Source organism: Aeromonas sp. R6-2 (assembly GCF_040908155.1).
GTDB classification, from domain to species: domain Bacteria; phylum Pseudomonadota; class Gammaproteobacteria; order Enterobacterales; family Aeromonadaceae; genus Aeromonas; species Aeromonas schubertii.
This window is the reverse complement of the sequence record NZ_JBFODE010000031.1, coordinates 56,037-75,270: the sequence shown is the minus strand read 5'-3', so window position 1 is coordinate 75,270 and position 19,234 is coordinate 56,037. Positions and strand designations below refer to the sequence as shown.

Sequence of the window (19,234 nt, the reverse complement as noted above, 5' to 3'; positions counted from 1 at the left end):
CTCCTCAATCCCGGGGCAACAGGGTGCGCAGCATATCCCCGTAGAGGCGATAGACCACCCGTGCACTGTGGACGATAGCCGCCTGGTCGGCGGGATCCGTGACCCGGTTCATCAGCCCCTCGAAGAACCTCAGGTGCTCCTGATCGAGCGCCCCGTGGGAATTCAGGTAGCTCATGGCCTGGGGCGGCAGGCCAAGCCCCTGCTTGAGCTGGTCGGCCACGGTCAGGGCGATGGCGACACTGGTTCCTTCCAGCACCTGAACCATGCCGAAAAATCCCATGGGGTTACCCCGCTGGATCTGGTCATAGAGGAAGGCAACCATCAGCTCGATAGGCAGGCAGGGGGTGCCGCCGCGCACCGCCTCGGCATCCCCGCCGCAGGTGCGGATGTCATTGAGGATCCACTCCTGATGGCCATACTCCTCGTCGATGTACTCGGCAATGGCTCCGCGCACCCACTCGTACTCCTGGGGCAGGCGGCCGCCGGTGGCCATCAGCAGGGGAACAGTATGACGCACGTGATAGTAAGCCTGGGTCAGAAAGGCGATGTAGGTGTGGCTGGTGATCTCGCCGCTCTGGCAGGCCTGGATCACGGGGGCGCTGAGCAGGTACTCGCGCTCGCCGGCCGTCTCGGTTTGCAGGTTGTGGTAAAAGCTCACTGTGTCTCTCCTTGGCAGAGTTGTTCGATACGGGTGCGGTAGATGGCGAAGATCTGCTCCCGGCGCGGTCGTCCGTTGGCGGTCAGCAGCCCGGATGCCTCGGTGAGGGGGGCCACCAACCAGTGGTGAATGCGGGCATAGTCGGGCAGTCGCTCGTTGAGACGCTCCACCTGCTGCGCCAGGGCGCCCTCCATGCTGGGCATGGGGTGCAGCAGGGCCACGTTATGGGTCAGGCCGTCGCCGAAGACCACGCAGCGGGCGATGGCCGGCTCGAGCTGGGCCTCGGCCTCGATCCACTCGGGGGAGAAGTTGCGGCCAAAGGCGGTGATCTGCACGTTCTTCTTGCGCCCCGTGATGGTGAGGAATCCCTCCTCGTCGAACTGGCCCAGATCCCCGGTGGCGATGGGGCCGCACTGAGGAGGGTCGCCCAGATAACCCAGCATGGAGGCCCCTTCGACCAGCACCTCCCCATCGGGTGCCAGGGTCACGTGGCAGTGGGGCAGCACGCGACCGACGCTGCCGATACGATCGCAACCCGGCTCATTCAAGGCGACCACAGAGCCGCACTCTGCGAGGCCATACCCCTCATAGACGGGAAGCCCCAACTGGCGGGCTGACATCAGCAGGGCAGGGGAGACCTTGCCGCCACCGACGGCCACGAAGCGCAGGCTCCCGGCCAGATGAGTGGCGAGGAGCGGCTGCTGGCGACACAACCCGACCAGCAGTCGCAAGAGTTCGGGCACCAGCACCAGGCTGTGGGGGCGCTCTCTCATCAACAGAGCGGTGAAGCGGCCGGGGTCCAGGGTGCTGGAGCCGGTAAACCCCACCTCACTCAAGGAAGGGAGTGTGCTCTGGGCTCCCATCAGCAGCGGCACATAGAGGCCGGTGAGGTTCTCGAGCAGGGTCGTTAGCGGCAGCAGGGTGAGGTGGCGCACCACCCCGCTCGGGGCGACCCGGCTGGCCAGAGAGGTACAGACTGCCTCCAGCAAGGATTGGGAGAGGCAGACTCCCTTGGGATGACCCGTGGTGCCCGAGGTATAGGTGATCTTGACCGTGCCGTCCGGCACCGGGGGGGCTGTGATGGCTCGGCGCAGCAAGGGGTAGCCCTCACACTGCTCGAGCCGCCAGCCGGCCCCGCGCTCGCTGAGCTGCGATGCCGCTTGAGCATCGCTCACCGCCAGGGCATCGGCCCCGCTGCTCTCGAGCAGCCAGGCCTGCTGGCTCTTTGAGAAGAAGCCCGGGACCGGTATCGACACTATGCCGGCCTGCAGGCAGGCGAGATCGAGCAGGGCCCAGGGCAGGCCGTTGTCCCGGGCGATGGCGAGGCGTTGCACCCCGGCGTCGGTCAGTGCCATGGCCAGGCTGGCGATCCCTTGCTCCAACTGGCGGTAGGTGAGGCTCTGTCCACCATCGCACAGGGCGATGCGATCGGGGTGGGACAGCGCTGTGGTCCGGATCCGGGTCAGCAGGGTCATGAGAGGGCACTCCTGGCCAGGGGGAAGAGGGGCGGCATGGGGGCGAACAGGCCGAGCAGCAGGGAGTGGTTGGCCAGCACCCGGCGGCCGAGGCCGAGATCGCCGACCATCACCCTAGGCTTGCAGTGGTAGTAGTGACCCCAGGCGCTGGCCTCTTCCCCCATCCGCTCGGGCAGGGCAGTGGCGAGTTCGACCGGGTTTAACTGCAGGCGGGTGAAGCTGTTGCGAAGGCGCGCCGTACCGGTAAAGACCACATAGTCGAGGGCGTTCTCGCACAACAGCTTGCACAGGGCCGCAAACATGATGCGGGCGTGACCCGGCTCGGCGCAGGCGAAGTTGCCCACCTCGACCAGTCGGTCGCGCCGGGTGGTGATCCCAAGACGCTCGGCGATCACCGCCTCGATGGGAGCGTCCAGATAGCGTTCGAGATAGAGGGGGGCTGTGGCCAGACTCAGACCACAGGCACCGACCAGGGAGTCGTCGGCCCGGTAGAGAGCGATGAGCGTGGGCAGAAAATGGGGAATGGTGGCGTCAAACTCGCGGGCATAGGCTGTCTGGATATAGCCTTGCAGGCGACCGATCTCGTCGGGGGTGTCGGCGATGACGAGACGATAGGGGGCCTGGATCTCTGAAGGCATGGTGGGCTCCTCACTGGGTCGATGAGGAGAGGGTGACAAGCCATTCTTAAGAAGGACTTAAGCGCGGTGAGATGCCCAATGGAAGAGGCGCCGCAGCGCCCCTTTCTCAACTCTCTTTTTTCTCTTTCTTCTTGCGCTCGGGCAGCGGCTTGCCATCCCGGGCGATCACCTTGCCCGCCTCGAAGCAGATCTGGGCGGCCAGCTCCTCGAGGTCGGCGGCCTTGGCGTCGCTGCCTACCGCATAGCGCCAGTTGACCACAGTGATCTTCTCGGCGATGGGGGTCTGGGCCACCAGCGGCTCACGCCACCCTTGCCCCATATGGGCCACCAGTACCCCGTCACGCAGCAGCTCACCGACGATCTCCCTGGTCGGCTCGCCCTTGCCATAGGTGAGCCCCTGGGGATGCTTCTTGCCGGCCAGCGGGGCATCGCTGGCCGGGATGAGGCGGGTGCGCACGACCCACTTGGGCTGCTTCTGATCCTTGCCGAGCGGCTTGCCCACCTGATACTCGTTGACCTTGATCGCCTTGATGAGCTGGTTGGTAAACTCCTTGGTCAGCGCAGCCTGCTCCGGGGCATTGGCATCGGTCTGGATCGGGGCCAGATACCAGGTGGCGGCCAGGGCCGACTGGCCCAATAGCAGTGTGGCCAGCAGCAGGCCGAAGAGAGTCTTAATCGAATTTCGCATCATGATTCCACCAAGAGTTTGTTTTGCCAGCGTCGGCTGCGCCAGCGCCAGTACATGGCCAGGCCGCGAACCCATTCGTCGCAGGCCAGTGCCAGCCAGATGCCGACCAGTCCATGACCCTGCATGATACCGAGGAAATAGGCCAGAGGCACGGCAATCCCCCACATGGAGATAAGTCCCATGAGCAGAGGGAAACGGGCATCCCCGGTGGCGCGCAGGGCGTTGATCACCACCAGGTTGAAGGTGCGCCCCGGCTCGAGGATGAGGCTCACCAAAAAGAGCTGCGCCACCTGGTTGACGATATCCGGGTCGTGGGTAAAGAGACCGATCAGCTGACGCCCGCTGAGCGCGGCGGCCAGCGCGATGAAACAGGTGACGACAAGGCCCAGTTTGAGGCTCTTGAGCAGCTGCCCATAGGCGCGCTCAAACTGTCGGGCACCGGCCAGATGGCCGATGATGATCTCGTTGCCAAGGCCGATGGAGAGGCCAAACAGCAGGATGAAGAGACAGATCTGGAAGAAATAGGAGTGGGTCGCCAGCGCCTTGTCGCCGAGCAGGCCGACGAAGGCGGTCACCACCATGAACTGCAGCATCCAGGAGAGGTTCTCCCCGGCGGCGGGCAAACCGATATGCAGCACCTTGCCCAGCATCTCCCGGCTCGGGCGCAGGATGTCGCGGGGAATGAGGCGGATGCCGGTCTTGCGGGCCACCAGCCAGACTAGCAGGACCACCCCGACCAGGCGGCCGACGACCGTGCTGATGGCGACCCCGGCCACCCCCATCTCGGGCAGGCCGAACCAGCCGTAGAGCAGCAGCAGGTTGCCGGCGAAGGTGATGAGGTTGACCAGCAGGGTGACGTACATGGCCTCCCGGGTATGGCCGTGGGCGCGCAGGGTGGCGGCCAGACAGAGCGCCGCCGCCTCGGGCAGCAGACACAGGCCGATGATCTGTAAATAGAGACGACCGTCGTCCATCAGATCTGCCGGCAGGTTCATCAGCGCCAGTATGGGATTGGCGCCGCCCATGACCCCCACGGCGGCCACCAGGCCAACCAGCAGGTTGAAGGCGATGGCGGAGTGGATCACCACCCGGGCCTTCTCCCTGTCGCCGGCACCCAGATACTGGGTGATCACCACGCTGGTGCCGATGCTGACGAAGCTGAACAGGGTGATGGCGAGGTCGAAGACCTGGTTGCCCACGGCCAGGGCGGCCACGCCCCGGTAGGAGACGTGCCCCACCATGAAGGTGTTGAGGGCCCCGGTCAGAAAGTGCAGGGCGAGATCGATAAAGAGGGGCCAGGTGAGGGAGAAGAGGGTTCCCGGGCCCCGCTCGGAATGGCTTTGCATCGGTGTTCCACGGCTACGGAAGGGCCGGTAGGGCCCTCCACGGTGCGCCATTTAACACCAAGGGGCCGGGTCACGCAATCGTGGTGGCCAGGCTCACCTCCCGCTCCTCCTGCTCGGGATCGGTCTCGGCCAGGGGCAGCGTCTCCTCGGCGGAGCGGTAGCAGCGGGTCATGCGCAGGGCCTGATAGATGTCGGGGCAGAGCAGGATCCCATCCTCGCCAACCCGCACCCCGGCCTGGCGGAACCAGTGACTGAGCTGGCCGTGGCGACCGGCCATCACCATGTGAATGCCCCGTCGTTTCAGCTCCTGGTGCAGCTCTCCCACCATGCTCATGACGCTGATGTCCTGATGGGTAAAGCAGGCCACGGCATCGATCACCAGGCAGCGGGGACCGTGCGGGTCTTGCACCAGCAGCGCCAGCACTCGCCGCTTGAAGTAGGGGGCATTGAAGTAGGTGAGCGGCGAGTTGAAGCGATAGACCAGGATGCCGGGAACCCCCTTCACCTGCTCGTTGTTGCCTATGGTGCGCACCACCCCCTCTTCATCGGTGCCGAGCAGCTGGTCCGTGGGGCGCATCACGTTGCGCAGGAACTGGAACAGGCCGAGCAGCACCGCCAGGGTGATGCCGGGGATCACCCCCATGGTGAGGACGCTGACAAAGGTGGTGAGCGCCAGCCAGAAGGCGGATCGGTCCGAGTGGCGCAGGGCCCACAGGCCGCGAAAGTCGGTCAGTGAGAGAGAGGCCATCACCAGCACCACACCGAGGGCCGCGGTGGGGATGTACTGCAGGGGCTCGGTGAGAGTAAAGGTGACCAGGGCGATCACCGCCGCAGCGATGATGGAGACCAGCTGGCTCTTGCCGCCGTTGGCGTCGTTGACCGCGGTGCGCGAGTCGGCTCCGCTGATGGCGAATCCCTGGGATGCGGCGGCGGCCAGGTTGGCCATGCCAAGGGCCCGGAACTCCTGATCCGCATCGATCTCGTAGCCGTTCCTGGCGGCAAAGCTGCGGGCGGTGAGCATCATGGAGACGAAACTCACCATGGCGAGGTTCAGGGCCGGCAGCACCAGCTCACGCAGCAGACCGGGGGGAAACTCGGGCAGTTGCAGGTCGGGAATCCCGGAGGGGACATGTCCTATGGTCTTGATGCCAAATTGCCCCAGGGTGCCGGCCCAGACCAGCAGGCCGGCGCCGGCCAGAGCCAGCATGGTGGCGGGCCAGTGGGGGCGCAGCCGCCGGCAGACGAGCAGCAGTAGCAGGGTGAAGAGGCTCATGGCCAGGGTCGGCAGGTGGCTTTGGGAGAGGTAGCCTGGGCTCCCTGCCAGTCGCTCGATGAGGTACTTCTCGCTGAAGGTGAAGCCGAAGATCTTGGAGAGCTGTCCCACCATGATGGTGATCGCCACGCCGTTAAGCAGCCCCATCAGGATGGGGCGCGACAGAAAGTCGGCCAGCACACCCAGCTTGAAGCGGCTGGCCACCAGACACCAGACACCGGTCATGGCGGTCATGGTCATCACCAACTGCCAGTGTTTGGTCGGATCCCCGGCGGCCAGGGGGGTGACCACGGCGGCGATGACGGCGCAGGTGGCGGCATCGGGCCCCACGATCAGTTGGCGTGAGGTGCCAAAGAGGGCGTAGACCATCATCGGCAGGATACAGGAGTAGAGTCCCACTACGGCACCGACGCCGGCCAGCTCGGCATAGGCGATGGCGACGGGAAGGGCGACCGCGGCCACCGAGAGGCCGGCGCGACAATCGGGGGCAAGCCAGCTGCGCTCGTAGCGGAGCAGAGCGGCGAGGCCGGGCATCCAGCGGGCCAGAGAGAAGAAATCGCGCATAGTGAACCCTTTGAAACTACAGCTTTTTCAAGTGTGCCCAAAGAGGTAACAGAAATGCAATGCCGCCCTCACTGGGCGGGCCAGAGGACTCGCAACCTGGGCCAGAGGTGTAGCCACCCTTTTTCCGTGACGCGCCCGTTGAAGATGGCAGGATCCTGACGGCAGAGGGGGTTGGGGGCGACCACCAGGCTCCAGTTGTGGGAAAGGCCGTGGGGAGCCACCAGGGTCAGGCTGTCGTCCGGCGCCAGTCGGACTCCGACGCAGGTGGGGAGCTCGACCCAGTGGGAGAGGGCGGCGAGGCTGCTCTCGAACGGGGGGAGGTGCTGACGGTGGTGCATCCGCGCCTGGTTGCGTACCTCCCAGCATTGGGCGGGCCAGAGGGCCTGGATGCGGATCTGGTGCTCGGCTTCCCGCTGACCCTCGGGGTCGCTCGGGTCGAGGTAGATGAGATCGACGTCGTTCAAGGGGGTGGGAGTGGTGTGTCCGTGCAGGTGATCCCAGATGAGGTTGCGCACGAAGCCTGCCCCCAGATACCAGTCGGGCAGATTGAGCGTACGGGCCGCCCGCAGACAGCCCAGATGCAGGGGGGAGGCGAGCAGGAGTTGGCGAGTGAGGGCAAAGAGATCACTGCTTGGCATAACGGCTCAGCCACACCTCGATATAGCTGCAGGTGGGTACTATCTTGAGCCCCTCGCTCTGGGTCCAGTTGTAGAAGGCGCGGGCGAGCTGGTCGGCTACACCGGCGCTGCGAGCCTCGGGAGGGACGAAGGTGTTGAAGGCCTCCACCGTCGATGCATCGATACGGCGATAGCGCAGTCTGGACTCCTGGCCTTCGACGACACAGACAAACTGGCGTTGATCCTGCTGGTGGACGATCTCGTTCATCGGGTTTCCCTCGAGTTGGCTCGGTTACGCAAAGCATGGTCGCTTGGGGCGAGCAAGTCCATCTCAGAGCGGCTCCTGTTCACTCTCCTGGCGTTGCATCATCAGGGCCTTGCCTTCGGAGAGGCAGCTCACCACCTTGAAGCGGGCGCTCTTTAGCATGTTGGCCAGGGTCTGACGGGAGACCCCCATGGCCACGGCGGCATCCTGCTGCTGCATCCCCTGCAGATCCACCAGGCGCAGGGCCTCGTACTCGTCATCGGCCAGGGTGACCCGCTCCAGTTGGCTAAGGGGGGTGCCGCTTGGCTTGAAGCAGGGGTGGGCCGGCTGGCCACAGATGTGACGGGGTATGCGGGGTCTGGGCATGAGGCCTCCTTCGATAAACGCGCCTATTTAACCCGACCCCGCGGTGCGGTGCAAACGGCTTACCAGCAACGCTCCAGGAGGGTCAGCAGCTCCTCCCGATCGGCATCCTTGCGATTAAACAGCAGGGCACCGTCATTGATGGCGAGATCCCGGATCTCCACCAGCAGGCTCTGCTCGGTCAGGCCCGCCTCGCGCAGGGTGCGCGGCAACTTGACCCGCTCCCAGAGCAGATCGCGCAGGCGGCAGAGGGCCGTGATGGCGGCGCGGGGGCGCTCCGAGGGCGGGGTGCCGGCATAGTGTTCGGCATCGGTCAGGGCCAGTAGCAGTCGGGTCAGGGCCGGGTCTATGCCGGGGCGGTTGTACTCCAGCACCCAGGGGAGGAAGAGGTTCATGCACAGGCCATGGGGCAGGTGGCAGCGGGCACCCAGGCTGTGACCCAGGGCGTGCACCAGTCCCACCATGGAGTTGGAGAAGGCCATACCGGCCAGGGTCGCCCCCTCGGCCAGGGCCAGACGCAGCTCGGCGTCATCGGGTTTGTCGAGGATCGCGGGCAGTGCCCTGGCTATTTTCTCGACGGCCATCAGGGCCAGCCCCTGGCTGACCGGGTTGGCGCTGTTGCCAATGAGGGACTCGATGGCGTGGGTCATGGCATCCATGGCCGTGGCTGCCGTGATGGGCAGCGGCAGTGACAGGGTCAGGCGCGGATCCAGTACCGCCAGGTTGGGGATGAGGAAGGGAGAGGTGAAGGGCACCTTGCGTCCGCTCTTCTCGTCACGGATCACCGCCACCAGGGTCACCTCGGAGCCGGTGCCCGCCGTGGTGGGCAGCACGGCCAGGGGGTTGAGGGGGCGGGTCAGCAGATCGGCCCCCGACCAGGCCAAGAGATCGTTCTCCTCTCCCATGGAGACCAGAATATTGACCGCCTTGGCGGTATCGATGACCGAGCCTCCGCCGAGGGCGATAAGGGAGTCGCAACCGAGGCGGCGATAGCGCTCGGCGATGCGCTCGACCACCTGGGTGGAGGAGTCGGGCGGTACCTCATCCTCGATGGCCAGGGCCACCAGGGCGCCGGCGCCCAGGATGTCGTAGACCTTGTCGGCCAACCCGCTGGCGCGGATCCCCTTGTCGGTGATGAGCAGGGGGCGTTCGGCGCCGAGGGCGGCCATGGCGGCAGGCAGCTGCTCGATGGCAGACTCCCCCACCAGCAGTTTGACCGGACAGAAGAACTCGAAATAGCGGCTGTGATCCATGGTGAACTCCTCAGGCGATAAGCAGGCCGGCGCAGATATTGAGGGCGCGGGGCAGTTTGCGCTCGGGGGCGCGGTATTGGCGAAGCAGGGGACGAGCCAGAAACGCCGGCAGCAGCAGGGACTCCAGGGCCTCCAGGGCCCGCACCAGATGCATGGCGGCGGTGAGATCCCCCTCCACGCTCACCCTGCCTTCACAGAAGCTCTGGTTGATGCCGAGGCGAAAGCCCAGCACCCGCAGGGCCGTCTGGGGGTGTTTGAAGGTCATGCTAAGAGAGGGGGTTGAGTGGCTCACGTGCCAGCTCTCCCCCCGTTTTTGCAAGGTGAGGTGGCAGCTTAGCCCCCGCACCTTGAGCTGAAAGCAGAAGCCGTCGGGCAGGGGCGCCAGCTCCCGTGAGACCACGGGGTCAACCCGGGCGGCGCGGGAGAGGGTGCGCCCCATGCCCCACATCAGGAGCGAGATCAGGGTGCGCTTACCCTGCCAGGCCAGGGTAGAGAGGGGGAGGGACAGGGCTTTGCTCATGATGCACTCCTTGCGATGGCATGCCAGAAGAGGTCGAAGGCCGCCTGATGCCACTCGGGATCGCGTGAGCACTCGGGCTCGGCGACGAACAGAGCGGCGCAGGCGAGAAATTGTCCCTGGCATGCCTCCATCAGCAGCGGCAGGGGGCAGGGACGTACCACCCCCTGCCGGATCCCCTCCTCGAGGAGGATGGGCAGGAAGGTGAGGCTCTCGTTGATGATGCGGCTGCGCAGTGCCAGGGGCAGGGCCGCCGAGTGAAAGAAGCCAAGCAGGAAACGCAGCTCCCTGGGGTGGGCCAGCAGCCAGCTCATGGTCCCCTCCCAGTAGTGATAGGCCTGCGCCTTGAGGGGAAGCGTCTCCTCGGGGGGGGCCAGGGCGGCGGCGAGCCGCCCCTTGATCTCCTGATAGAGGCAGAGGATGAGTGCCTCCTTGTTGGGAAAGTGGTGGAACAGGGTTCCGTTAGCCACCCCTGCCGCCTTGGCGATGCGGGCGGTGGCGGCACCGGCCGTTCCCTCCTCGGCGCAGAGAGTGAGGGCGGCATCGAGGATCTGACTGCGCTTGTCCTGCATGCTCCCCTCCTAGCGCATGAAGAAGCGCAGCATCAGGCGCTGCAACCAGCCGTAGGGAGGATGGACCAGGCCACCGGTGGAGAGGCGACCGCGGCGCAGCACCGTCTTGGCCTTGGAGAAGGTAAGGAAGCCCTCGTGGCCGTGGTAGTGACCCATGCCGGAGGGGCCTATCCCCCCGAACGGGGCATCGTCGGCGGCCACGTGAAAGACGGTCTCGTTGATGGCCATGCCACCGGCGTGTACCTCCTCCACCACCCGTCGGGTCAGCGCCTCATCCAGGCTCATCAGGTAGCAGGCCAGCGGCCTCGGACGGGCGCGAATGTAGTCGAGCGCCTCGTCCAGGGTGTCGTAGGGAATGATGGGGAGCAGAGGGCCGAAGATCTCCTGCTCGAGCAGGGTGCAGCGCTCGGGCAGGTTCCACAGCAGGTGCGGCACCATGCGGTGTTGCTCGGGATCCATCCCCGGCTCGGCCACGCTGGCCACCTCGGCGCCCGCCGCTTTTGCCTCCTCCAGCCAGGCGCTGAGACGCTGGAAGTGAGTCTGATTGATGAGGCTGGTGTAGTCGGGACTCCCCAGTCCCTTGGGATAACGACGCAGGAAGGCGCGGCGGAAGGCCTCTGCCAGCGCCTCTTCCTGGCCACGGGGCAGCAGCAGGTAGTCGGGGGCGACACAGATCTGGCCCGCATTGAGGCACTTGCCATAGATGATCCGCTCCACCGCCAGATCCAGCGGCATATCGGGGGCAATGAGACAAGGGGACTTGCCGCCAAGCTCCAGGGTCAAGGGGGTGAGGTGCTGGCTCGCGGCCGCCATCACCTTGCGCCCGACGGCGGTTGAGCCGGTGAAGATGAGGTGATCAAAGGGCAGGGCACTAAATTGGGCCGCCACCTCGGGCCCCCCCTCCACCACGGCGACTTCGTCTTCATCGAACCGCTCGGCCAGCAGCTGCCGCAGCACGGCATTGGTGGCCGGGGTGAACTCGGAGAGCTTGATGATGGCCCGGTTGCCGGCCGCCAGGGCGGTAATGAGCGGGCCAATGGAGAGCATCACCGGAAAATTCCAGGGCACCATGATGCCCACGACCCCCAGCGGTTGGTAGTGCACCCTGACCGAGGCCGGGGCCAGCAGCAGGCCGGCATGGCGGCGGCTGGGTGCCATCCAGCGGCGCAGGCGGCGGCGGGTGTAGTTGATCTGCAGCACGCAGGGCAGCAGATCCGAGATGCGGGTGTCGAAGGCGCTGCGCTGGCCATAGTCCTGAGCGAGGGCCTCCTCGAGGCGTTTGCCCTCTGTAAGCAGTCCCTCCTTGAGCCGTGCGAGGGCTTCCTGGCGCTGCTTGAGAGAGGGATAGGGGGTAGCGGCGAAGGCCTGACGCTGGCACTCCAGCAAGGTGTCAATAGGGGCCGCATTCCATACCGGGGCCTGGGTCATGGTCATCTCCTGCAACAAAACCGACTGATTGGTCGGTTGAAATCTAGACAAGGAGATTTCCTTTGTAAAGGCGGGTGAGCATTTTATTCAGCTGGCATCAAGCGAAGCCCCTTTGAGGATAGAGGACGGGCTCTGGAAGTGTGGCTTCAAACACAATTCTGTTATTAATGGCTGTGCTGCCGCCGCGCCAGGAGGTAGCTTGGAGCAAGTGGATACCTATAAGGAGATAGATTATGACGGTGGAGCGACTGCTGACCCAACTGGATGAGGTGATCGACCGCATGCCCGAGAGTTTCAATACCTACGAGCTGGTACAGCGCCTCTCGGCCCTCTATCCCGCCGACTACTTTGCGGCTGGTCACGCCCTGGCCCAGGGGGGCGATCCCCATGCCCTGCATGCCCTCCACAATGCGGTGGCGGCGCACCTGGCCGGGGGAGAGCGGGTGATAGAGGGGGCGCATCTTCCCTGCACCACCCCCTGGGGAGAGCGCAGCAGCTCGCCGCGCTGGCACCGCAAGCACTAAACGACGAGGCCCCGCAGTGCGGGGCCTCGTGTTTGGGGGGTTAACCCTGATTGGCGGGGGCGGCGTTGCACCCTTCGACGGCGGCGCGGATGAGATCCAGCGCGCTCGCCTCGCAGGGGGGGAGCTCCTCGTCGCAGGTGGCGATCGGGGTGACCCGCTCGCCCCACTTGATGAGGCCGGCGCCCCAGGTCAGCCCGGCGCCAAAGGCGGCGGTCAGCAGGTAGCTGCCAGGCTTGACGCGCCCTTGCTCGAGGGCCTCGCACAGGGCGATGGGCACGGTGGCGGCCGAGGTGTTGCCGTAGTGCTCGATGTTGACCATCACCTTGTCCATGTCGGCGTTCATACGCTTGGCGAGGAACTCGATGATGCGCACGTTGGCCTGGTGCGGCACCAACAGATCGATTTGCTCGGGGGCGATGCCGGCCTGGGCCAGCACGGTGGCGGTTGCCTCACCCATGCCGCGCACGGCGCGTTTGAAGATCTCCTGACCCTCGAAGTTGAAGATGTAGTGGCCATCGGTGTCGGCGAAGCGCACCCGATCAGAGCCAAAGTTCGGCACGTGCAGGATCTCGCGCGCCTCGCTGTCACTGCCGAGCTTGTTGGCGATGAGGCCGGACTCCTGTTCGCTTGCCTCTACCACCACGGCACCGGCACCGTCGCCAAACAGCACGGCAGTATCGCGGCGGGCCCAGTCCAGCAGGTAGGTGAGACGCTCGGCGCCGATCACCAGGATCTTCTTCATCATGCCGCTCTGGATGAGGGAGGTGGCCACCGACAGGGAGTAGACGAAGCCGGTGCAGGCGGCATTGAGATCGAACACGGCGGCACGGTGGGCGCCGAGGGCCTGCTGCACGGCGGAGGCACTGTTTGGCACCAGTGTGCCCGGGGTGGCGGTGGCCAGTATGATGGCGTCGAGTTCGGTGGCATCGAGGCCGGCGCAGGCCAGGGCGCGGCGGGCGGCCAGGGTGGCCAGCTCGCTCTGGCTCACGTGGGAGACGCGGCGCGCCTTGATGCCGGTGCGCGGATAGATCCACTCATCGGAAGTCTCCATGATGGTGCCGAGATCGTCGTTGGTCAGCACGGCAGGAGGGAGGCACTTGCCCCAGCCGGTTATGTTGGCGTAAGTCATAGGGATACCACGGGTATGCGGGCGGAAAATCGCCCGATTATGCCGCAAAGTAACCCGAGTGTCACAATCCTCTGCGGCTTTCGACGGGGCAGTGAAGCTGCTAGGCTGGCACTCCCGGCCGTCCCATGGGAGCCCCTATGCCCAACCTCAATCTGTTGCCCACCCTCAGGGTATTACTCGAGACGCGCAACGTGAGCCGCGCTGCCGAGGTGTTACACCTGAGTCAGCCCTCCATCAGCAAACAGCTGGGTCAGCTGCGCCGCGAGTTCGGCGATCCCCTGCTGGTGCGCGAGGGACAGCGCTGGTTGTTGACCCCAAGGGCAGAGGGGCTGGCGGCCGAGCTGGATGGCTCCCTTGGTGCCCTCGAGCGACTCTATGCCGCCCCCACCTTCGAGCCTGCTGACTGTCGCCGGGTGTTTCGCTTCGCCTCTTCCGATTACGTGGCCCAGCATATCTTTCCGCAGATTTGCGTCGCCCTGGCCGAGCAGGCACCCCATGCGACCATCGACTACCAGCTGTGGGAGAAAGGGCAGTTGCCGCGTCTGTGGGAGCTCGATCTCGACCTGGTCTCCACCATCACGGACGAGGTACCGGATCAGATCTGTGGCCGCCAGCAGGGGAGCGATCATCTGGCGGTGCTGATGGGGGCCCATCACCCCCTGGCGGGCTCCTCCCTGACTCTGGAGGATTATCTCGCCTGGCCCCATCTGCAGGTGAGCGGAGGCGGCGACAAGGAGAGCCCGGTCGAGCTGGTGCTCGCCTCACTCGGTCGCAGCCGGCGCTGGTTTGCCAGGGTTCCCTTCTTTCAGGCTGCGGTGGAGGTCTTGCTGCGCACCGACTGCCTGCTCACCATTCCGGCCCATATTGCCTGGCTGCTGGCCGAGCGCCATCCGCTTGCCTTCACCGCCTTGCCGTTTGACACCCGGTCTCAGCGCTATCACCTGCTGTGGCACCGTCGTCACCAGCAGGATCCCGCCCATCGTTGGCTGCGGGAGCTGGTGTGGCCCATTCTGAGTGGCCACTTGCAACAGGGGGTGGCGCAGAGCCGGCGGGTACTGGGCAACCCATGCTGAGCACCGGCTTGCAGAGGCGGCCAGCCGGGTTGGTCGTCTTTGGTATTGCCATAAGTTATGGCTTGTATGAAATAGTTTTATTTTGTGCATAGCACCAACTTTGTCACAGTGTGGCCATACCAAGGCGATTGCAAATGGAGCATCAAAGATGGAGTGGAGTAGCTGGTTGGCCCTGGCCGCCATCTGTGTCATGGGGGCCGTGAGCCCGGGGCCGAGCCTGGCCCTGATCATTCGCAACACGGTCGGCGGTGGGCGCGGCAACGGCGTGGCCACGGCTCTGGGTCACGGTCTCGGGGTTGGCCTCTATGCGCTCATTACCGCCATGGGGCTGGCGCTGCTTATCACCAAGACCCCGCTGCTGTTTGACGGGATCCGCTATGGTGGGGCCGCCTTTCTCGCCTGGCTCGGGGTCAGGGCGCTGCTCGCCAGGGGGGGGCCGGCGGCGACCGATGAGCACCAGGGGAGTAACCGGCGCGGCGCGCTGGAGGGGTTTATGGTCGCCTTTCTCAACCCCCAGCTCGCCATCTTCTTCGTGGCGCTGTTCAGCCAGTTTGTGCACCAGCAGACCGGTTGGCGCGAGGGGGGCATCATGATGCTCACCGCCGGTGGCATCGATGCGCTCTGGTATCTGCTGGTGGCCCTCGGCCTCTCCCACGGCCCCGTGCTGGCCTGGTTGCACCGCAAGGCTTCGATGATCAACAAGGCGAGCGGCCTGGTGCTGCTGGGGTTGGCGGTCAAGGTGGTGGCCTAGGATAAAGGTGAATGCACAAGGTATCTTTATCCCTATAAATTAAGCGGGATCAAGACACAGAGGGGGATGGGAGGCTACACTCTCCTCCCCTTTTTCTCGCCTGAACTCTCCCATGCACAGCCATCGACTCGAGCTGCTCGCTCCCGCCAAGACGCTGGAGTACGGCATTGAAGCCATCAATCACGGCGCCGACGCCGTCTATATCGGTGGGCCCGCCTTCGGTGCCCGCAGTGCCGCCGGCAATACGGTGGCCGATATCGAGGCGCTGGCCCGCCATGCCCACCGCTTCGGAGCCCAGGTCTTCGTCGCCTGCAATACCCTGCTCTATGACCATGAGCTGGAGGCGGCGAGTCGCATGGCTCACGACATCTATCAGGCTGGGGCTGATGCCCTCATCATTCAGGATCTCGGCCTGCTGCAGTGCGACCTGCCACCCATTGCGCTGCACGCCAGCACCCAGACCGACAACCGCACCCCGGAGAAGGTGAAGTTCCTGCAAGATGTGGGGTTTTCACAGGTGGTGCTGGCGCGCGAGCTCTCCCTTGAGCAGATCGGCGCCATCAGCGCGGCCACCAACGTCCAGCTCGAGTGCTTCATTCACGGTGCCCTGTGCGTCTCCTATAGCGGTCAGTGCAACATCAGCTATGCCCGCACCGGGCGCAGTGCCAACCGGGGCGAGTGCGCCCAGCTCTGTCGCCTGCCCTGCAGCCTGCAGACCCCGGAGGGTGAGGTGCTGGTGGCCGACAAGCACCTTCTCTCTCTCAAGGATATGGATCAGAGCGACAACCTGGAGGCGCTCATCGACGCCGGGGTGCGCTCGTTCAAGATAGAGGGGCGCCTCAAGGAGCTCGGCTATGTGAAGAACGTCACCGCCTGGTATCGCCAGCGGCTCGACGCCATTCTGGCGCGCCGCCCCGATCTCGCTCCGGCCTCGGCCGGGCGCTGCACCTATGCCTTCACCCCCAACCCGAAGAAGAGCTTCAACCGGGGCAGTACCGACTACTTCCTGCATGGTCGCAATATCGATATCGGCTCACCAGATTCGCCAAAGTCCCTCGGTGAGGCCATTGGCCGGGTAAAACGGGTGACCCGCAGCGGTATCGAGCTCGACTCCGGCGTGGTGGTCAACAACGGCGACGGAGTGGCTTTCTTCAACCCCAGGGGGGAACTGGTGGGGGCCCGGGTCAACGAGGTGAGCGGCGGTGAGCTGCGCTTTAGCGATCCATTGCGTGGCCTCAAGCCCGGTAGTGCCCTCTATCGCAACCACGATCAGGCCTTCAGCCGACAGCTGGAGAAAAAGAGCAGCGACAGGCGCATCGCCCTCGACCTCGCACTGACGGTGACGGCCGATCGGCTCATCCTCAGGGTCACCGACGAGCAGGGGTTTAATGTGACGTGCGAGGGGCAGGGGGAGTTTGCCCCGGCAGAGCATCCGGAGCGGGCCTCGCAACAGGTGCGTGATCAGCTCGCCAAGCTCGGCAATACCCTGTTTGCCGCTCGCGCCATCGAGGTGGTGTGGGAGCAGCCCCGCTTCGTGCCGGCGGGACTCTTGAACGGCCTGCGCCGGGAGGCGGCCGAACGACTCGAGGCGGCGCGCATCGATGGTTGGCAGCGCCCGGCGCGGCGGGTTGCCATGCGCGAGGCCGTTTATCCGGCCAAGCGGCTCAACTACCTGGGCAATGCCCTCAATCAGGCGGCGGTGGCGTTTTTCCAGGAGCATGGAGTGGGACGGGTGGCTCCCGCCTATGAGGCCGGGGAGGAGCAGGGAGAGGCGGTCCTGATGATCACCAAACACTGCATCCGCTTTAGCCAGCACCTCTGTCACAAGCAGAACCCGGAGATCAAGCCCGAGCCCCTCGAGCTCAAGATGGGCAAGGATACCTTCCGCCTGCGTTTTGATTGTGTGCGCTGCGAGATGCAGGTGCTGGGGAGCCTCAAGCCCTGAGCTCATGGCCCCTGTGTCCCGCCACCCTTTTCGCTTCTCGTCGAGGTGGCCCTGATGCACTATGGGGGCCGCCTCACTGAACAGGGATAGACGAATGAGCATGGATGTGATCTCCCTCGCCCGGGATTATCTGATGGAGCGTTATCGGCCGCACTGCATCATCCTCTACGGCTCTCACGCCCGTGGCGATGAGGGTCCCTCGAGCGATATCGATATCGTCTGTTTTTGTGACGGGGTGGAGGCGCAGCAGGATGCCAGGCCCTTTCACGGCACTTTTCTCGATGGCTGGATTTACCCGGCCACGGCCCTGGGCAGCACAGACCCCGAGTGGTTACGCTTTGCCGGGGGGCAGTTACTGCTCGATCTCACCGGTGAGGGCAAGGGGCTGCTCGAGCGCCTTGATGCCTTGCTCAAGGCCGGGCGCTCACCCATGAGCCCGCAGGAGCGGGCTTCCACCCTGTTGTGGGTCGAGAAGATGGTGGCGCGGGCCGGGTGTGACGAACTCGATGGCCACTACCGCCGTACCTGGCTGCAGTGTGAGCTGCTCTCTCTCTATTTTGAGCTGCGCGGTCTCTGGTTTCTCGGCCATAAACAGGGCTTTGCCTATCTGAAAGCGCAGGATCCCGAGACTCATGGCTGTTTTGAGGCAAGCTATCGCCACCCTCTTGATCACAGCCGACTGCGGCAACTGGTGAAGGCCGTTGTCGGCAGTGGGGACGGGGGCGCCTGAGCTCGGTGGCGGCAGCGCCGGGTCGGCTCAATGGTCAGCTCAACGGCGGGGGTCTAAAAAGAGAGGGGCTGCGTCACAGGCGCTCTCAGGGCGAGACGGATGCGCAAGATATCATCCTGCTATGCGCCCCCATCCCTAACCGGAGCAGTAGCGATTTCGCCCGCGACTCTTGGCCAGATAGAGGCGGTCATCGGCGATATTGAGCAGGGTCTCCAGCCGGTGGCCGGCCTCCTCCCGGGTGGCAATGCCTATGCTGGTGGTAAAGGTGAGCGGCCCCTTCTGCGTCTCTATCCCGCTGTGGTGCAGGGCAGTCAGGATCCTGGCTGCCATCGCTTGCGCTTCCTCTCTCCCTTGCCGCGGTAACAGCAGGGTGAACTCCTCCCCCCCGAAACGGCCAATCAGAGCATCGCTTCCTGCCACGCGTTCCAGCATGCGGCAGAAGGCCTTGAGCACCTCATCGCCGACGGCATGGCCATAGGTATCGTTGATCCCCTTGAAGTGATCGAGGTCCATGGAGAGAAGGCTCAAGGGGGCGCCGGATGTGAGACAGGACTCCAGCTCGGCCTGGGCCCGGTTGGTGAAGTGGCGCCGGTTGGCGACTCCGGTCAAGGGGTCGGTCTGGGCCAGGCGCCTGAGCTCTCTCTCCATCTGCTTGCGCTCCGATATGTCGCTAAAGGCCTGGGTGAGCAGGGTATGTCCCTTGTGGTGAAACAGGCTGAAGGCGATCTCGACGGCAAACGGCGGGTGGGAGGGAGAACACATGTCCACATCGATACGGCTCTCGCAGGGATGGGGCTCGAAGCTCTGATCGACGGCGGCCAGATACTCCTCGCGAAAGGGGGGGGGCGATGAAGCTGTCACAGCACTGTCCCAGCAGATCGTCCTGGCGCATCCCCAGGTGTGTGGCGCAGTAGCTGTTGACCATGATGATCACCCGGTGGGGATCGATGAGCATGATGCCGATCGGTGCCCCGTTGATCAGCTCCTGCAACTGCTTGCTGGAGCGTTTAGACTCTTCCAGCGCCGCATTTTTCAGTCGCTCCACTACCTTGCGTACCGTGATATCGCGAAACAGGATCAGCACCTGCCCACTCTTGAGGGGAGAGCAGCGGAGTTCGATATAGAGAGTCTCGCCATTGCGTTTGAGCCGGCACTCGTGTTGTTCGAGCCGATGGAGCCGGCGGCAGTTATCGAGGTGGGTAAAAAACTGGGGATGTTCCCGAAACAGGGGGAGCGTGTCGATGCAGCTGTATTTTTCGATATCACCAAACAGCTGCGCCAGGTATTGGCCTGGCCGGATGTCGCGGATGACGTTCGTCTCATCGAGCCACAGGCAGGTGTCGGGGAGGGCATCGAGCAGGGTGTTGAGCAAATCGTTACGCTCGTTGAGCTCTTGTGAGCTGATGTCCAGAGAGCGGCCCAATA

At 64.7% G+C, this 19,234-nt stretch carries 21 protein-coding genes and 1 pseudogene; 6 read left to right on the top strand and 16 right to left on the bottom strand.

The window, feature by feature from the left end:
- Nucleotides 1–4: 4 nt before the first annotated feature.
- The 13 genes from AB5Y48_RS06720 to AB5Y48_RS06660 all read right to left on the bottom strand — a co-directional run bounded on the left by AB5Y48_RS06720 (nucleotide 5) and on the right by AB5Y48_RS06660 (nucleotide 11,657).
- The gene (locus AB5Y48_RS06720) at nucleotides 5–658 is read right to left on the bottom strand and encodes a TenA family transcriptional regulator (RefSeq protein ID WP_368164051.1); all 654 of its coding nucleotides are present in this window, start codon (nucleotides 656–658) and stop codon (nucleotides 5–7) included.
- On the bottom strand, nucleotides 655–2,133 hold the full coding sequence (locus AB5Y48_RS06715; protein ID WP_368164050.1) for an AMP-binding protein: 1,479 nt from the start codon (nucleotides 2,131–2,133) through the stop codon (nucleotides 655–657). The genes AB5Y48_RS06720 and AB5Y48_RS06715 overlap by 4 nt, the downstream gene beginning before the upstream one ends.
- Nucleotides 2,130–2,771 (bottom strand): thermostable hemolysin, encoded by a 642-nt coding sequence (locus tag AB5Y48_RS06710; protein WP_050665091.1) that lies wholly within the window; start codon nucleotides 2,769–2,771, stop codon nucleotides 2,130–2,132. Before AB5Y48_RS06710 ends, AB5Y48_RS06715 begins: the two co-directional genes overlap by 4 nt.
- A 106-nt stretch (nucleotides 2,772–2,877) precedes the next feature.
- Nucleotides 2,878–3,459 (bottom strand): hypothetical protein, encoded by a 582-nt coding sequence (locus tag AB5Y48_RS06705; RefSeq protein WP_050665092.1) that lies wholly within the window; start codon nucleotides 3,457–3,459, stop codon nucleotides 2,878–2,880.
- On the bottom strand, nucleotides 3,459–4,805 hold the full coding sequence (locus tag AB5Y48_RS06700) for an MATE family efflux transporter (protein ID WP_368164049.1): 1,347 nt from the start codon (nucleotides 4,803–4,805) through the stop codon (nucleotides 3,459–3,461). The genes AB5Y48_RS06705 and AB5Y48_RS06700 overlap by 1 nt, the downstream gene beginning before the upstream one ends.
- A 70-nt stretch (nucleotides 4,806–4,875) precedes the next feature.
- Complete coding sequence (locus tag AB5Y48_RS06695) at nucleotides 4,876–6,642, bottom strand: SulP family inorganic anion transporter (protein ID WP_050665094.1); 1,767 nt, start codon at nucleotides 6,640–6,642, stop codon at nucleotides 4,876–4,878.
- A 68-nt stretch (nucleotides 6,643–6,710) separates the two neighbouring features.
- Nucleotides 6,711–7,280 carry a nucleotidyltransferase family protein gene (locus AB5Y48_RS06690; protein WP_368164048.1) on the bottom strand — a complete coding sequence of 190 codons (570 nt, stop codon included), beginning with the start codon at nucleotides 7,278–7,280 and terminating at the stop codon, nucleotides 6,711–6,713.
- Complete coding sequence (locus AB5Y48_RS06685; RefSeq protein ID WP_050665096.1) at nucleotides 7,267–7,527, bottom strand: GNAT family N-acetyltransferase; 261 nt, start codon at nucleotides 7,525–7,527, stop codon at nucleotides 7,267–7,269. The genes AB5Y48_RS06690 and AB5Y48_RS06685 overlap by 14 nt, the downstream gene beginning before the upstream one ends.
- Nucleotides 7,528–7,590: 63 nt before the next feature.
- The gene (locus AB5Y48_RS06680) at nucleotides 7,591–7,890 is read right to left on the bottom strand and encodes a DUF134 domain-containing protein (protein ID WP_060584765.1); all 300 of its coding nucleotides are present in this window, start codon (nucleotides 7,888–7,890) and stop codon (nucleotides 7,591–7,593) included.
- A 59-nt stretch (nucleotides 7,891–7,949) separates the two neighbouring features.
- Nucleotides 7,950–9,140: an iron-containing alcohol dehydrogenase gene (locus AB5Y48_RS06675; protein ID WP_050665098.1), complete on the bottom strand. Its 1,191-nt coding sequence runs from the start codon at nucleotides 9,138–9,140 to the stop codon at nucleotides 7,950–7,952.
- A gap of 10 nt (nucleotides 9,141–9,150) precedes the next feature.
- Entirely contained in the window at nucleotides 9,151–9,660 is a 510-nt protein-coding gene (locus AB5Y48_RS06670) for an SCP2 sterol-binding domain-containing protein (protein ID WP_050665099.1), read from the bottom strand.
- Nucleotides 9,657–10,229: a TetR/AcrR family transcriptional regulator gene (locus AB5Y48_RS06665; RefSeq protein ID WP_050665100.1), complete on the bottom strand. Its 573-nt coding sequence runs from the start codon at nucleotides 10,227–10,229 to the stop codon at nucleotides 9,657–9,659. The genes AB5Y48_RS06670 and AB5Y48_RS06665 overlap by 4 nt, the downstream gene beginning before the upstream one ends.
- A gap of 9 nt (nucleotides 10,230–10,238) precedes the next feature.
- On the bottom strand, nucleotides 10,239–11,657 hold the full coding sequence (locus tag AB5Y48_RS06660) for a coniferyl aldehyde dehydrogenase (protein ID WP_050665101.1): 1,419 nt from the start codon (nucleotides 11,655–11,657) through the stop codon (nucleotides 10,239–10,241).
- A 233-nt stretch (nucleotides 11,658–11,890) separates the two neighbouring features.
- Here AB5Y48_RS06660 and AB5Y48_RS06655 point away from each other — a divergent pair, with 233 nt between their 5' ends.
- Nucleotides 11,891–12,181, top strand: a complete 291-nt coding sequence (locus AB5Y48_RS06655) for a hypothetical protein (RefSeq protein WP_050665102.1) — start codon at nucleotides 11,891–11,893, stop codon at nucleotides 12,179–12,181.
- Nucleotides 12,182–12,221: 40 nt separating this feature from the next.
- Here the strand turns inward: AB5Y48_RS06655 and AB5Y48_RS06650 are convergent, their stop codons facing one another.
- Nucleotides 12,222–13,310, bottom strand: coding sequence for a ketoacyl-ACP synthase III (locus AB5Y48_RS06650; RefSeq protein WP_050665103.1), 1,089 nt, complete (start codon nucleotides 13,308–13,310; stop codon nucleotides 12,222–12,224).
- 137 nt (nucleotides 13,311–13,447) lie between these two features.
- Between AB5Y48_RS06650 and AB5Y48_RS06645 the strand changes: the two genes are divergently transcribed.
- The 4 genes from AB5Y48_RS06645 to AB5Y48_RS06630 all read left to right on the top strand — a co-directional run bounded on the left by AB5Y48_RS06645 (nucleotide 13,448) and on the right by AB5Y48_RS06630 (nucleotide 17,809).
- On the top strand, nucleotides 13,448–14,383 hold the full coding sequence (locus tag AB5Y48_RS06645) for a LysR family transcriptional regulator (protein ID WP_050665104.1): 936 nt from the start codon (nucleotides 13,448–13,450) through the stop codon (nucleotides 14,381–14,383).
- A gap of 148 nt (nucleotides 14,384–14,531) precedes the next feature.
- The gene (locus AB5Y48_RS06640; RefSeq protein ID WP_368164047.1) at nucleotides 14,532–15,134 is read left to right on the top strand and encodes a LysE family translocator; all 603 of its coding nucleotides are present in this window, start codon (nucleotides 14,532–14,534) and stop codon (nucleotides 15,132–15,134) included.
- Nucleotides 15,135–15,246: 112 nt separating this feature from the next.
- Nucleotides 15,247–17,079 carry a U32 family peptidase gene (locus AB5Y48_RS06635; RefSeq protein ID WP_368164046.1) on the top strand — a complete coding sequence of 611 codons (1,833 nt, stop codon included), beginning with the start codon at nucleotides 15,247–15,249 and terminating at the stop codon, nucleotides 17,077–17,079.
- A gap of 94 nt (nucleotides 17,080–17,173) precedes the next feature.
- The gene (locus AB5Y48_RS06630; RefSeq protein WP_368164045.1) at nucleotides 17,174–17,809 is read left to right on the top strand and encodes a nucleotidyltransferase family protein; all 636 of its coding nucleotides are present in this window, start codon (nucleotides 17,174–17,176) and stop codon (nucleotides 17,807–17,809) included.
- A 135-nt stretch (nucleotides 17,810–17,944) separates the two neighbouring features.
- On the opposite strand, the gene AB5Y48_RS06625 is transcribed toward AB5Y48_RS06630, so the two are convergent.
- Together AB5Y48_RS06625 and AB5Y48_RS06620 are read right to left on the bottom strand one after the other, a co-directional pair.
- Entirely contained in the window at nucleotides 17,945–18,670 is a 726-nt protein-coding gene (locus AB5Y48_RS06625; RefSeq protein ID WP_368164044.1) for a diguanylate cyclase, read from the bottom strand.
- 40 nt (nucleotides 18,671–18,710) lie between these two features.
- Nucleotides 18,711–18,764 (bottom strand): annotated as a pseudogene (locus tag AB5Y48_RS06620) (hypothetical protein); the annotation flags it as partial.
- Here AB5Y48_RS06620 and AB5Y48_RS06615 point away from each other — a divergent pair.
- Complete coding sequence (locus tag AB5Y48_RS06615; protein WP_368164058.1) at nucleotides 18,747–19,208, top strand: hypothetical protein; 462 nt, start codon at nucleotides 18,747–18,749, stop codon at nucleotides 19,206–19,208. The pseudogene AB5Y48_RS06620 and the gene AB5Y48_RS06615 sit on opposite strands and share 18 nt — an antisense overlap.
- Nucleotides 19,209–19,234: the final 26 nt, after the last annotated feature.

Coding starts and splice junctions, on each gene's coding strand:
- AB5Y48_RS06715 (WP_368164050.1), bottom strand. CDS start 2,133: ATGACCCTGCTGACCCGGATCCGGACCACAGCGCTGTCCCACCCCGAT.
- AB5Y48_RS06710 (WP_050665091.1), bottom strand. CDS start 2,771: ATGCCTTCAGAGATCCAGGCCCCCTATCGTCTCGTCATCGCCGACACC.
- AB5Y48_RS06705 (WP_050665092.1), bottom strand. CDS start 3,459: ATGCGAAATTCGATTAAGACTCTCTTCGGCCTGCTGCTGGCCACACTG.
- AB5Y48_RS06700 (WP_368164049.1), bottom strand. CDS start 4,805: ATGCAAAGCCATTCCGAGCGGGGCCCGGGAACCCTCTTCTCCCTCACC.
- AB5Y48_RS06695 (WP_050665094.1), bottom strand. CDS start 6,642: ATGCGCGATTTCTTCTCTCTGGCCCGCTGGATGCCCGGCCTCGCCGCT.
- AB5Y48_RS06690 (WP_368164048.1), bottom strand. CDS start 7,280: ATGCCAAGCAGTGATCTCTTTGCCCTCACTCGCCAACTCCTGCTCGCC.
- AB5Y48_RS06685 (WP_050665096.1), bottom strand. CDS start 7,527: ATGAACGAGATCGTCCACCAGCAGGATCAACGCCAGTTTGTCTGTGTC.
- AB5Y48_RS06680 (WP_060584765.1), bottom strand. CDS start 7,890: ATGCCCAGACCCCGCATACCCCGTCACATCTGTGGCCAGCCGGCCCAC.
- AB5Y48_RS06675 (WP_050665098.1), bottom strand. CDS start 9,140: ATGGATCACAGCCGCTATTTCGAGTTCTTCTGTCCGGTCAAACTGCTG.
- AB5Y48_RS06670 (WP_050665099.1), bottom strand. CDS start 9,660: ATGAGCAAAGCCCTGTCCCTCCCCCTCTCTACCCTGGCCTGGCAGGGT.
- AB5Y48_RS06665 (WP_050665100.1), bottom strand. CDS start 10,229: ATGCAGGACAAGCGCAGTCAGATCCTCGATGCCGCCCTCACTCTCTGC.
- AB5Y48_RS06660 (WP_050665101.1), bottom strand. CDS start 11,657: ATGACCCAGGCCCCGGTATGGAATGCGGCCCCTATTGACACCTTGCTG.
- AB5Y48_RS06655 (WP_050665102.1), top strand. CDS start 11,891: ATGACGGTGGAGCGACTGCTGACCCAACTGGATGAGGTGATCGACCGC.
- AB5Y48_RS06650 (WP_050665103.1), bottom strand. CDS start 13,310: ATGACTTACGCCAACATAACCGGCTGGGGCAAGTGCCTCCCTCCTGCC.
- AB5Y48_RS06645 (WP_050665104.1), top strand. CDS start 13,448: ATGCCCAACCTCAATCTGTTGCCCACCCTCAGGGTATTACTCGAGACG.
- AB5Y48_RS06640 (WP_368164047.1), top strand. CDS start 14,532: ATGGAGTGGAGTAGCTGGTTGGCCCTGGCCGCCATCTGTGTCATGGGG.
- AB5Y48_RS06635 (WP_368164046.1), top strand. CDS start 15,247: ATGCACAGCCATCGACTCGAGCTGCTCGCTCCCGCCAAGACGCTGGAG.
- AB5Y48_RS06630 (WP_368164045.1), top strand. CDS start 17,174: ATGAGCATGGATGTGATCTCCCTCGCCCGGGATTATCTGATGGAGCGT.